The 11,863-nt window shown below is 55.7% G+C and carries 12 protein-coding genes; 6 read left to right on the forward strand and 6 right to left on the reverse strand.

The genetic code is table 11. From position 1 onward, the window contains the following. Position 1 precedes the first annotated feature (1 nt). On the reverse strand, positions 2–358 hold the full coding sequence (locus H7A51_15605; GenBank protein ID MCP5537644.1) for a hypothetical protein: 357 nt from the start codon (positions 356–358) through the stop codon (positions 2–4). Positions 359–360: 2 nt separating this feature from the next. Between H7A51_15605 and H7A51_15610 the strand changes: the two genes are divergently transcribed. After that, positions 361–912 carry a transposase gene (locus H7A51_15610; GenBank protein ID MCP5537645.1) on the forward strand — a complete coding sequence of 184 codons (552 nt, stop codon included), beginning with the start codon at positions 361–363 and terminating at the stop codon, positions 910–912. A gap of 145 nt (positions 913–1,057) precedes the next feature. Here H7A51_15610 and H7A51_15615 read toward each other — a convergent pair whose 3' ends face one another. From H7A51_15615 to H7A51_15630, 4 genes are all read right to left on the reverse strand, one after another. After that, positions 1,058–2,917, reverse strand: coding sequence for an alpha-amylase (locus tag H7A51_15615; protein MCP5537646.1), 1,860 nt, complete (start codon positions 2,915–2,917; stop codon positions 1,058–1,060). A gap of 108 nt (positions 2,918–3,025) precedes the next feature. Continuing rightward, positions 3,026–4,336 carry an MFS transporter gene (locus H7A51_15620; GenBank protein ID MCP5537647.1) on the reverse strand — a complete coding sequence of 437 codons (1,311 nt, stop codon included), beginning with the start codon at positions 4,334–4,336 and terminating at the stop codon, positions 3,026–3,028. Positions 4,337–4,503: 167 nt separating this feature from the next. Then, positions 4,504–4,923, reverse strand: a complete 420-nt coding sequence (ruvX, locus tag H7A51_15625) for a Holliday junction resolvase RuvX (GenBank protein ID MCP5537648.1) — start codon at positions 4,921–4,923, stop codon at positions 4,504–4,506. A gap of 35 nt (positions 4,924–4,958) precedes the next feature. After that, positions 4,959–6,038, reverse strand: coding sequence for an NTP transferase domain-containing protein (locus H7A51_15630; protein ID MCP5537649.1), 1,080 nt, complete (start codon positions 6,036–6,038; stop codon positions 4,959–4,961). A gap of 112 nt (positions 6,039–6,150) precedes the next feature. Between H7A51_15630 and H7A51_15635 the strand changes: the two genes are divergently transcribed. From H7A51_15635 to H7A51_15655, 5 genes are all read left to right on the forward strand, one after another. Beyond that, positions 6,151–6,471 carry a hypothetical protein gene (locus tag H7A51_15635; protein MCP5537650.1) on the forward strand — a complete coding sequence of 107 codons (321 nt, stop codon included), beginning with the start codon at positions 6,151–6,153 and terminating at the stop codon, positions 6,469–6,471. A gap of 25 nt (positions 6,472–6,496) precedes the next feature. Continuing rightward, entirely contained in the window at positions 6,497–7,372 is an 876-nt protein-coding gene (locus H7A51_15640; protein MCP5537651.1) for an NAD(P)-dependent oxidoreductase, read from the forward strand. Positions 7,373–7,405: 33 nt separating this feature from the next. After that, on the forward strand, positions 7,406–7,945 hold the full coding sequence (locus tag H7A51_15645; GenBank protein MCP5537652.1) for a hypothetical protein: 540 nt from the start codon (positions 7,406–7,408) through the stop codon (positions 7,943–7,945). Positions 7,946–8,092: 147 nt separating this feature from the next. Next, positions 8,093–9,370, forward strand: coding sequence for a valine--pyruvate transaminase (locus H7A51_15650; protein ID MCP5537653.1), 1,278 nt, complete (start codon positions 8,093–8,095; stop codon positions 9,368–9,370). An 80-nt stretch (positions 9,371–9,450) separates the two neighbouring features. Next, entirely contained in the window at positions 9,451–10,407 is a 957-nt protein-coding gene (locus H7A51_15655; protein MCP5537654.1) for a thioredoxin family protein, read from the forward strand. 202 nt (positions 10,408–10,609) lie between these two features. Here H7A51_15655 and H7A51_15660 read toward each other — a convergent pair whose 3' ends face one another. Further along, a complete protein-coding gene (locus H7A51_15660) occupies positions 10,610–11,476 on the reverse strand; it encodes an RNA polymerase sigma factor RpoD/SigA (GenBank protein MCP5537655.1) in 867 nt (288 codons plus the stop codon). Positions 11,477–11,863 lie beyond the last annotated feature (387 nt).

The following is an 11,863-nucleotide window of genomic DNA, read 5'->3' on the forward strand; positions in this document are numbered from 1 at the left end:
CTTACTCAATCTCCAGATAGAGAGCAGCCTTGGCAGGGAGTTTTTCTATCACGAGTCCATCCGATGATGTGGGAAATGACGTTTTACTGGTCAGCGAATCCAGAATCCCCCCCGCCGAGACCATGCAGCAGTGGTTGGATATCAGGCTGAAGTGATTGGTTGCTTTGGGAGTGCGGCGAGCGATCGCCGCTTTTGGATCGCCGGTGATGTATGCTCCGTCATGAAAGGTGGATTCGCCAAGTAACGCGCCTTCTGCTATCGAAGTGCAAGGGCGCGCCAAAGCGGCGATCGCTCGCCGCACTCCCAAAGATTGACCTCGAAAAATATTGATGCATGTGTTAGGCGGGGTAAAATGCATCCATGTCTAGTGATGCCAGTCCTGTACTCTGGCCACATGCTCCACCGCATTATCTTGGGGCTGCTGGGGTGTATATGGTAACGGCCGGGACATACGGGAAAGAGCATTTTTTCCGTAACAGAAATCGCCTCCAGCATCTGACCAACAACCTTATTGCACTAGCAAAGCAACACCAGTGGCAGATGCAGGCTTGGGCTGTGTTTTCCAATCACTATCACTTTATCGCATCATCGCCAGAGGATGGTGCACAGAATTTAGGAAGGTGGCTTGGGGCACTGCATCGCCGGTCTGCCACCATGGTCAACAAGCTTGATGAGACGCCGGGAAGAAAAGTCTGGCACAATTATTGGGAAAGCCACATTACTTTCGAGAAATCGTATTACGCCAGACTGCACTACGTCCATGAGAACCCGGTTAAATACGGCCTGGTCACTCATGCCGAAGCTTACGACTGGTGCTCTGCCGCATGGTTTGCGGAACATGCTGCACCTGCATTTAGGAAAACAGTGGAGTCGTTTAAGATTGATCGAGTCAATGTGCGTGATGACTTCTGATCTTTGGGAGTGCGGCGAGCGATTGCCGCTTTGGCATGTCCTTGCTCTTCGATTGCAGAAGTCGAGTTGTTTGGCGTGTCACCTTTCCTGACGGAGCATATATCCTCGGTGATCCAAAAGCGGCGATTGCTCGCCGCACTCCTAATTACTCAATCTCCAAATAGAGAGCTGCCTTGGCGGGTAGCTGGTCAATCACCAGCCCCTTCGAAGGAAGATCGGTATCATTGGCCTTGAGGGTGATGTTTGAGCCGAGTCGATCCGTAAACGTCAGTAATTCCCGGGTGCTGAGTTTACCGCCTAACCATTCGATGGCACCGTCCGGGATCTGGATGTGGACGTTGCTGAGCGCCTCGTTAGGATTGAGGTTGGCGACAACGAGGAATGCCTGGCCGGTGGATTGATCCCGACGCAGGAAGCTATAGAGCCAGTGGCCGGACGCTGCTTCGCCGTGTGTTCTGCCGTAATGTTCATTTCCCTGGTTGGCATGGTTAAGCCCGTAAAAATCACCCCGGGTGAACGCGGGTTCGGCACAGGTGTTTATGAGTCTGGAGTAGAAGCTCCGTAAGTCCTTCTGTCCGGCTGTTAGTTTGGCGCCATCGTATCGATGGTTGTTGACCCACGGCGTCATGCTGGGTAGCGACCAGTAATCAAAGATGCTGCTACGGCCGTCATCACCGCTGAAGCCCTCGGCGCCCTCGGCGGCTTCGCCGACTTCCTGACCGCTGTAGAGCATGATCGGTCCGCGTCCGAGACCAAATAAAATGGCCGAGACAGGAATGCCGATTTCCCGGCCGCTGCCGGCCCAGTTCCCCTTGGAGGCGAGCCGGACTTCATCGTGGTTCTCGGCGTAGCGTAGTGATTTGTGGAGCAGGTTGGAAAATGGATTGGCGGCCCCATCGATGTCGTTGGCCCATTTTTGGCCCTCAACGGTATGTTTGATGGTGTCGTAGGTGGGGTCGTCGTAAACAGCGTCAAACCCAGCTGTCAGTAGGTCCTCAAGGACGTTGCCTTCGGTGAGTTTGGAGGGGTCGTTATCGTAGGCTTCCGCCATAAAAAACACCTTTTCGTCGCGCGCCTTGCAGCGTTGTGTCTGCCAGCTCCAGTAAGCCATGGGCACCATGTGCGCCATATCGACCCGGAAACCGTCCACGCCCATATCCTGCCAGTAGGCGAGGATGGCATCCATTTTCCGCCAGGTATCCGGGGTGTCACCAGGTTTGGCATCCGCCTTGGGAAGCGGGTGGAGGTCGTCACGCGGCGGCCCCAAGGTGAAGTCGTGACCGTAATTGAGTTTGATGGTTTCAAACCAATCATTGATCGACGGTGACCAGGAGATGACGTTGTTGCCCGTGACCTTGCCGTGTTTGCTCTCAGGCTCGTAAGGCACATGCTGTCCATCCTTGGTAGGCAGCTTGAGGGGGGCACCACCACCGGGGTGAAGATCACCGAGGTAGAAGAAGTTGTTGTTGATGTTGAAAAAGTGACCGGTGTCGTCGTTTTTCCCAAAGGATAATTCGGGTCTAACATCACTGCTGTAGGAGCGGGCGACGTGGTTCGGGACAAAGTCGATGATTGCCTTTAACCCATGTTTTTCAATGCGCTTGAGCAAGGCGCGGAACTCATCGAGTCGGTTGGCAGGAACGGTGGCGTAGTCGGGGCAAACGTCAAAATAATCACGGATGGCGTATGGCGAGCCTGCCTTGCCTTTGACCAGAATGGGATTGTCGGCGGGTCGGTCTGGGTAAGCGGTGGAGCTGGCCTGCTCTAACACACCGGTCAGCCAGATGTGGGTGATGCCGAGCTCCTTGATTGATTTCAGGGCCGCGTCATTGATGTCGTCAAACTTGCCGCAACCATTCTCGGCCATGGTGCCGTCGGTTTTACGCGTCTCATTGGTATTGCCGAAATGGCGCACCATGAGCTGATAGATATGCGGTCGGGTAGTCTGATCCACGGCGTGCAGTGTGACTGGCGCGAAGATGATTGCAAGGAGGAGGTATTTCATTTTTTGAGGAAGATGACCGCGAAAGGACGCGAAATGCGCGAAAGGAAGACTTGGCTTATGTGTTCAATTTCGAAAACCACGGAATACACTGAATACGCGGAAGGGGTATTAGTGGCCTGCGGGCAGGGTGCTGGTATCTGCACCGCTGCCATCCTCTTGGACGATGAGCATGAACAAACTGGCGACGATGAGCGAAACTCCACCGGTCAGAATAGCCATCATCGAGTCGCCACCAAAGACAGAGCCGACAATGTTCCCCATGCTCAGGGAGACGACGACCTGGGGGATGACGATGAAGAAGTTGAAGACTCCCATGTAGAATCCCATCTTGGCCGGGGGCAGGACGGATGACAGGATGGCGTAGGGCATCGACAGGATGGATGCCCAGGCGATGCCCACGGCGGTCATGGAAACCAGCAACATGTGCTGGTCAGTAACGAATTTGACGCTGATCAGACCCGCTCCACCAATCAAGAGACAGACGAGGTGGATCATCTTGGGGGAGAATTTTCTGGAGAGAGCCAGCAGCACAAAGGAGAAGGCAAAGCACACCAGGTTATAGGTGGCAAAACAGATACCTGTCCAGGCACCCGCTTCCTCGATCACCGATTTCCATGCCGCTTCGTTGGCGGGGTCACCACCGAAGACTTGGCGTGCGATCGCGGGAGTCCAGTAAATCCACATGCAGAAAAGGGCCGTCCAGGTAAAAAACTGCACGACCGCGAGCTGGCGCATCGTTTTTGGCATCGAGCCGATTCCCTCGACGAGCTCCACCAGAAAGCCACCGACACCACGTGACTCGGCTTTCATTTTTTTAAATGCCTCCATATCCTCTGGGGGATACTCTGGAGTCGTCATAATGGTATAAACCACAGCAATAAACAGGGCTGCCGCACCCATGTGGAAGGAAATCATCACCGCCTTCGGGATGGAGTCACCTTCAGAGGCGCCAGTTTCCACCCCAAACCAATTCGTCAGCATCCACGGCATGGCAGAGGCAATCACTGCACCGAGACCGATGAATAAACTCTGCACGGAAAAACCCTTGGCGCGCTGATCGGCTGGGAGCTTGTCGGCCACAAAAGCCCGGAACGGCTCCATGGTGATGTTGATCGATGCATCCAGAATCCACAGTAGCCCGACCGCCATCCACAGCGCCGACGAATGTGGCATCGCCACCAGAGCGATACTAGCGAGAATGGCCCCGACCAGGAAATACGGTCGCCTTCTGCCGAGTCCCGTCCAGGTCCGGTCGCTCATATAACCGACGATCGGCTGGATGATCAGTCCGGTGAGAGGCGCGGCGATCCAGAGGATGGAAAGCTGGTCCTCCTTGGCTCCGAGGAAAGAGTAAATCGATGACATGTTAGCCATTTGCAGGCCCCAACCGAACTGGATACCGAGGAATCCAAAGGACATGTTCCAGATTTGCCAGAATGAGAGACGTGGTTTTTCGTTCATAATTAATATAGAGGTAAAATGGCGCAGGTATCAGTATACCATTCAAAATGGCCATCGGTTACTCCCATTCTTGCCAAATTTGCGGGAATGCGGAGGAGAATAAGGCGGGATATCTAATCCGATGGTTAACTCCACCCCAGCCAGTTGTTCAAAATCTCCACCGCTGCCGCTTGGTCGATGAGGCTTTTCTGGCGTTTGGCGTTTTTTCCTGCCTGATGGAGTTTTTCCGCCGCTGCGACGGTTGTCAGGGTTTCATCGCAGAAATGAAGCGGGATGCAGGGCAGTCGCTCGGCGAGTTCTTTGCCGAATTTACGCACCTTCTCAGAAGCGCTGCCTTCACTGCCGTCGAGGCGGAGCGGCAGGCCTAACACCATCTGTTTGATCTGACGTTGCTGCACGAGTTCCGCGATGCGTTCGATAGGGTCGCACACCCTGACCTGAATGGTCTCCACCGGATGCGCCATGATGCCGACCGGATCCGTCGCGGCGATACCGATACGGGCGTCACCGTGGTCGATGGCTAGGACTGGGTGTTCTGGGGTCATGGGTAATTAGAATAGTTAATCCTGTCCGAAATAAATTACAATAGATGATCGGGCAGCTGCGGCCCGAGGTTTTTAATCGCGTCGGCCTGGTGGCGGTTGGCGATGAGGAGGGCGTCATCGGTCTGGACCACAATCAAATCATCAACACCTAACAGCGCTATCTTGGTATCCTTGCGGGCGTTGAAAACGATGTTGTTCTCCGAGTCGATCTCGGCGAGCTCGGTATTGGTCTGGTTGTTGTTGCCCTGGATGCCGAGGTACTTCGCCACCGAGATCCATGAGCCGACGTCATCCCAGTCGAAGGTCGCCTCGATGTTGAGCACGCGGGAGGCGTTTTCCATCAGGGCATAGTCGATGGAAATCGGTGTCAGGGTGGGGAACTGGTCGGCGACGGTTTGCAGCACATCATCCGACTTGCCAATTTCCTCAATAAACCCAGCCAGTTCGGGGGCGTGCCGGGTCAGTTCATCCACCACGGTTTTCACCGACCAGATAAACATGCCGGCGTTCCAGGCAAAGTTCCCCTGGGCAAGAAACGACTCCGCCAGCTCGGGGTTGGGTTTTTCCCGGAAGCGGGTGACTTCGCAGGGTGTATGATCGAGTGACGGGCCATCGAGCAGGGCGGATGCGCCGCGCTCGATGTAGCCAAAGGCGGGACATGCCCAGGTGGGTTTGATGCCGACGGTAACCAGGGCGGCATTGTGCGCTGCCGCCGTCATGGCGTCGCGCATGACCGACTGGTAGGCTGCGGTGTCGTTGATCAGCTGGTCCGACGGCAGCACCATCATGGTGGCATCCGGATTGCGCGCCGCCACCAGGCCGATACCGAGTGCGACGGCCGGGGCGGTGTCGCGTTTGGCGGGTTCGGCGAAAATATTCTCCGGAGGAAGCTCCGAGGCGACGGCTCTAACTGCCTCGACCTGTAGTTCGTTGGTCAGGATCAGGATGTTTTCCTTTGGGATCAAACCCTCGAGCCGGGAAATGGTTTGGTTCAACAAGGTGGCCTCACCAAAGAGGTTGAGGAGTTGTTTCGGTTTTGCGTTTCTGGAAAGTGGCCAGAAGCGGGTGCCGCTGCCGCCGGCGAGGATAAGGGCATACTGGTTGGGGGCGCTCATGGCGATAGCATGAGAGGGATTTTTGGGATGTAAAAGAGAGAAACGCCGAAATTCTCCGTCATTTCCGAGCATTTGCGCTTTTATCCTGAAATTACGAGGCTAGAATATAACCATGTCACAAGATTTCTCAGACAAAAACTGGATAGAAACCAGCGCGTCATTTGCGCCCGCCGTGTTGGGAGCTGCTGCGGGTGTTTTCCTGGGTGACCTCATGCATCGCGATGCCCGCCGTCCGGTAGCCTTTACCCTGGCCGCCCTCGGGGTCGTCGCCCTGGCTCCCGCCCTGGTCGAAGCCGTTCTCGATAAGGTGAACGGGCCGAACAGTCGACGCGGCAGTCGGCGGACGCTGCGCAATATCCGTGACGCCGGGATGACTGCGGACGAGTTTGCCGATCTCGAGGATGAAATAGGCGAGCAAATGTTTATCGGGTGATTGCATGGGACCATTTTTGCGGCCAATGCGCGTATTGATCACAGGCTCCACCGGTCGACTCGGTGGAGCTTTTTTATCGCTGTGGAACAACTGCGACGGGTATGATGTCAGGGGACTCACCAGGGAGGACGCGGACCTCTCGCAGCCGGGACAAGTCGATGCCTTGCTCCGTGCAACAGCATTCGATGTGTTGGTGAACACCGCCGCGGTTTCCGGATTGGAGGAATGCCTCGACGCCCCTGGGCTCGCCCATGCGGTCAACGCGGAATCGCCCCGGGTGATGGCCGCGATATGTCGGGAAAAGGGTGCCCGACTGGTCCATTTCAGCACCGACTACGTGTTCAGTGGTGAGGATGCGGGTAGCAAAACGGAAACCGATGCCACAGGTGCGGTCAATGTCTACGGCGCATCGAAATGCGCGGGTGAGCAAGCGGTGCTCGCAGCGGATGATCAATCCCTCGTTTGCCGTGTCTCCTGGCTGTTTGGTCCGGCACCACCAGACCGTCCGTCCCATTTTGACAACGTCCTCCGTCGTGCCCTGGCCGGGGAGGAACAACACCTGGTCGACGATAAATTTTCCGTCCCCACATTCACCCATGACATCGTGCGCTGGGTGGGTCTCTTGCTCGAGCGCGAGAAATCGGGTATCTATCACCTCTGTAATTCAGGTGGCCCGGAAAGCTGGCATAGCTACGCCGTAAAAATCTGTCGACTCGCCCGGCGGCATGGATTGGAAGTCGACAGCTCAAAGCTGGTGTCGACATCCCTCAACGATGCCCGTTTTTTCAGGGAAAAACGACCGGTTCACACGGCGATGCTGCCTGCGAGGCTGGAACATGAAGGGATCGTCAGCCCCCGTCCCTGGCTGGATGCCGCCGAGGAATATTTGAAAAGCCGTTGACCCGGCGTGTTCTCAGGTGCATGATCACGGCGTATGAAATATGCCAACCTCCTCAATCTGACAGCCCTCGCATCCGTTTCGGTTGCCCTGGTGAGCTGTGATTCAATCAACAAACCACTTGGTGGTAGCGATGCCTATAACCCGCTTGACGCCCCCGGTGCCGGTGCTTCCGCCCAGCAAGATCCTTATGGGCCAGCGTTTACACCCGGCACTTTCCTGCAGACCGTTTCTCCTAACACGGCCTTCTTTACCAAGTTCCCCAAGGAAACCGATCAACCGGTCAAAACACTTCCGGACTACACGGATGTGAAAGTGATCTCCACCAAGGGGTCCTACGTCAAAATCGAAGTCGTCGATACCGGCGAGGTCGGTTTTGTGCCCTCTGTGATGCTCGGCGAAAAACGCTCACCCAACGAAGTGCCGGTGACTCCGGACCCCGGTGAAGTACCGGTCACCCCGGGTATGGCACCCGAGCCGGAAGCGCCGTCGGATGTGCCCGAGGTGGCACCCGAGCCGGAAGATCCAGGGCTTGAGCCGCCACAAGCCGTCGACCCCAGTCAACCGGCTGAGTAAGCGTAGAATCGTCCCCAGTCAACAATCATACCACGGCCTCCTTCCCTTGTGTTGGAGGCCGTTTGATTTATTACAAATCAGGGTGGTTAAGCGGGTGTTTTGGTGATAGGTCTAGCCTCACCAAGCGCGACACGCCTGGACAAAAAAATGAGCGAACCATTTTCAGATTTTGGTGATCGCCTCTGCATGGGCAGCGGCATTGAAGAGCTGATGGACGACCTGGGGAATGCCCTGGCGCTGGGCGGTCCCGATACCCGTATGCTCGGTGGCGGCCAGCCAGCCCATATCCCTGAAGTCAACGCCCTCTGGCGGCGTCGGATTGAGGAAATCATGGCAACACCCGGCGGCTTGGAAAAGATGTTGGGGAACTACGATCCACCGCGCGGCAACCCGATGTTTGTCGATGCCATTGCCGGGCTTTTTAAACGAAGTTTCGGCTGGGAGATCACAGCCAAAAACGTCGCCATCACGGCCGGCGGTCAAACGGCCTTCTTCTTCCTCTTTAACGCCCTGGCGGGAAAATTCAAAGACGGCTCACGTAAGAAAATCCTGCTGCCGCTGGTGCCTGAGTACATCGGTTACTCGAACCAGTCCGTTGGCGAGGATATTTTCCGTGCGGTCAAGCCGTTGATTGAGAAAATAGGTGACCACGACTTCAAATACCGGGTTGATTTTGAAAATCTGAAAGTCGATGACGACATCGCGGCGATCTGTGTTTCCCGCCCCACCAACCCAACGGGAAACGTGCTCACCGACCAGGAGATTTCCCGGCTTTCGGCACTGGCTGATCAACATGGTATCCCGCTGATCATCGACAATGCCTACGGGGCTCCCTTTCCTAACATCATCTTCACCGGCGCCACCCCCGTGTGGAACGAGAACATCGTGCTCACGCTGAGTTTGTCAAAAATCGGGCTGCCCGGCACCCGGACCGGTATTGTCATTGCCAACGAAAAAATTGCCGCCGCCATCTCGTCGATGAGTGCCATCGTAGGACTCGCCAACGGCAACGTCGGCCAGGCCCTGATGGAGCCGCTGGTCCGCAGCGGTGAGATCCTTGCGCTGAGCAACGAGGTGGTCAGACCCTATTACATCGAAAAATCACGCCAGGCCCGCGAGTGGGTTGAGCAGGAATTTGATGCCACCCTGCCATATCGCGTGCACCTCAGTGAGGGTGCCCTGTTCCTCTGGCTCTGGTTTGAGGGGCTGCCGATTACTTCACGCGAGCTTTACGAGCGGCTCAAGGCACGTGGGGTGCTCATCGTTTCCGGGCACTACTTCTTCTTTGGTGACGATGCGGCCGAGCCATGGCCACACCGGAACGAGTGTATCCGCATGACCTACACCATGGACGAGCGCACCGTGCACGAGGGGATCAAAATCATCGCCGGGGAGGTCGCCAAGGCGTATGCCGAAAATGCCTAGAAGGTCGATAAGAGCGAGACAAAATGCGGCTCTGTGACCGCTACAGTGTGCAGAGAGAGCAGTCACTGCTTTTTAAAACCATGACACACACACGCAAGCGACTCGTAATAGCATTAGCCACCGCTTCATTGGCTGTCCCGGTTGTTTCGGCTGGGGGCGATGGCTGGATGACCGACTTTGATGCCGCCAAGGCAAAGGCAAAAAAAGAAGGCAAGGACCTGCTGGTCGATTTTACCGGGTCCGACTGGTGCGGCTGGTGTATCAAGCTTGATAAGGAGGTTTTTCAACAGGATGCATTCAAAGAGGCTGTGCCCAAGGACTTCATCCTCGTCGAACTCGATTTTCCGAGTAAAAAGGAGATTCCCGAGGCCCTGAAAAATCAAAACAAGGCCTTGCGGGATGCTTTTTCTATTTCGGGCTTCCCCACAGTGATGCTCTGCGACGCGGATGGGCGCCCATACGCCAAGACCGGTTACCAACGTGGCGGTGCGGAAGCCTATGTCACCCACCTGGATGAGCTCCGGAAACAAAAAAAACAGCGCGACGACAACTTTGCCGCCGCAGGGAAACTCGAAGGTCCGGCCAGGGCCAGGGCGCTGGAACTCGCGCTCTCGGTAGTGCCTCCCAAGTGCCTGGGCATCTACCAGGAGGAACTCAACCAGATCGCGCTCGCCGATCCTGATGACGCCAGCGGGTTTACCGCCAGATACAAGGCCGAAGTCGCAACCAAGGCATTACAAACCTTGATGCACCCCTTGTTCAAGGAGCGCGATTTCGCGGCGGTCTCCGTCAAGGTCGACGAGTTTATCAAAGAGAGCCAACCCACTGGAGAGGCACTGCAAACCGCGATGCTCTATAAGCTCCAGGCTCTCTACATGGAGAAAAAATACGATGCCGCCCTCAAGCTGGCCGATGAGATCATCGCGATCAACGACACCAACAAACCCGCCCGCTTCTCAAGTATGATCAAAAAACGACTCGAGCGCATGCTGGAGCAGGAGCAGGAGAAGCAGGGGGAGGCGGAAAAGGGGGAATAAATCCCCCCCGGATGATCCGTAAACCGCCGGGCGCTCAAGCAGGAGCCGCCCAAGGACTGAAGGCAGCCCCCCAAGGGCATGAAGCAAGTGCCGCCCAAAGGAAAAGAGCGGCAGGTTTGACCCCACCGCTCTTCACACCTACGATCCCAATCTAAGGTATCGTCGTATATTTATATGATAATACCTAGGATTGTGTTTTATTTTATGAGGCCTCAGCCACGCTCCCTGCGAGGGGTTCGGGCATTGGCGTCTCCTTCCTATGCAACGCTTTACGCATCTTTTCAAGCGCAATATTTTGCAATTGTCGGATTCTTTCGCGGGTGACGCCGAATTCGACGCCAACTTCCTCGAGAGTCATGGGGGTTTTGCCGTCCAGGCCGAAGCGGGCATCGATGATGCGGTGCTCACGCTCATCCAGCACATCGAGCAGCTCGTCGAGCTCGCCGTGCATGTTTTTGCTGTCGAGCGCTTCAAACGGATTGACCGCCATTTCATCACCGATGATATCGCTGAACTCGGCGCTGTCGTCATCGTGGACAGGCGCATTGAGCGACGTCGGGCGCTTGGCGGCACGCTCAAGAAGAGCGAGCTTTCTGCGCGGGATTCCAAGCTCCTCGGCGATCTCGGCCTGGGTTGGTTCGCGACCAAGGGCCTCGGTCAGAATCGCTGAAATACGGCGCATGCGGGCGATTTTGTCGACCATGTGGACTGGTAGCCGGATCGTCTTGCTCTGGTTGGCCAGGGCGCGTTTGATCGACTGCTTGATCCACCAGGAGCCGTAGGTGCTGAGCTTGCCTCCCTTGTTGGGGTCGAAACGTTCCACGGCTTTCATCAGGCCGATGTTGCCTTCGGAGATAAGGTCGGCGAGCGGCAGGCCGTAGCCGGAATAGTCCTGGGCGATTTTGACGACCAGTCGGAGGTTGGCGCGGATCATGTGAGCGCGCGCTTCCTTGTCGCCTTTTTTGATGCGGGCGGCCAGTTCGACCTCCTCGTCAGGTGTGAGCAAGGCGGTTTTTGAGATTTCCCGCAGGTAGAGCCGCAGGCTGGTATCAGATTCAAATTTAGACATGGTAGTATTGGGGTTATGGTTATGTATTCCAGGGCGATATGAATGAGGGGGCTTGGATGGATGGTTTGGCTAAGTTTCTGCTATGGTATGGCCTTCATTAGGTTAAACGCCACACGGGGGCTATTTGTTGCATAAAAATGTATTCACCTTGTAAAGTTATCTTTCTACTGGGTTGGATGTACTTGACCGGGATTTTGTTCACTTTATTTTAGAATGATTCTAATTTAGTGATAATGAGAGAACGGTGATAACGGATCTATTCCATGATTTGTTGTGGCTGACAGAATTTGTGACGCGAATTTTTTTTCTGCGGTGTTTGCTTCGGGATGTTCGGGGTGGAAATCTCCGACGGTCCCTTCCGGGATGGTTTCCATGATGCCCTCAAAA

This window comes from Akkermansiaceae bacterium (assembly GCA_024233115.1).
GTDB lineage: Bacteria > Verrucomicrobiota > Verrucomicrobiia > Verrucomicrobiales > Akkermansiaceae > Oceaniferula.

Bases quoted from the DNA above. Each gene is read 5' to 3' on its own strand.
- H7A51_15605 (MCP5537644.1), bottom strand. From the start codon at position 358: ATGCATTTTACCCCGCCTAACACATGCATCAATATTTTTCGAGGTCAA.
- H7A51_15610 (MCP5537645.1), top strand. From the start codon at position 361: ATGTCTAGTGATGCCAGTCCTGTACTCTGGCCACATGCTCCACCGCAT.
- H7A51_15615 (MCP5537646.1), bottom strand. From the start codon at position 2,917: ATGAAATACCTCCTCCTTGCAATCATCTTCGCGCCAGTCACACTGCAC.
- H7A51_15620 (MCP5537647.1), bottom strand. From the start codon at position 4,336: ATGTCCTTTGGATTCCTCGGTATCCAGTTCGGTTGGGGCCTGCAAATG.
- ruvX (MCP5537648.1), bottom strand. From the start codon at position 4,923: ATGACCCCAGAACACCCAGTCCTAGCCATCGACCACGGTGACGCCCGT.
- H7A51_15630 (MCP5537649.1), bottom strand. From the start codon at position 6,038: ATGAGCGCCCCCAACCAGTATGCCCTTATCCTCGCCGGCGGCAGCGGC.
- H7A51_15635 (MCP5537650.1), top strand. From the start codon at position 6,151: ATGTCACAAGATTTCTCAGACAAAAACTGGATAGAAACCAGCGCGTCA.
- H7A51_15640 (MCP5537651.1), top strand. From the start codon at position 6,497: ATGCGCGTATTGATCACAGGCTCCACCGGTCGACTCGGTGGAGCTTTT.
- H7A51_15645 (MCP5537652.1), top strand. From the start codon at position 7,406: ATGAAATATGCCAACCTCCTCAATCTGACAGCCCTCGCATCCGTTTCG.
- H7A51_15650 (MCP5537653.1), top strand. From the start codon at position 8,093: ATGAGCGAACCATTTTCAGATTTTGGTGATCGCCTCTGCATGGGCAGC.
- H7A51_15655 (MCP5537654.1), top strand. From the start codon at position 9,451: ATGACACACACACGCAAGCGACTCGTAATAGCATTAGCCACCGCTTCA.
- H7A51_15660 (MCP5537655.1), bottom strand. From the start codon at position 11,476: ATGTCTAAATTTGAATCTGATACCAGCCTGCGGCTCTACCTGCGGGAA.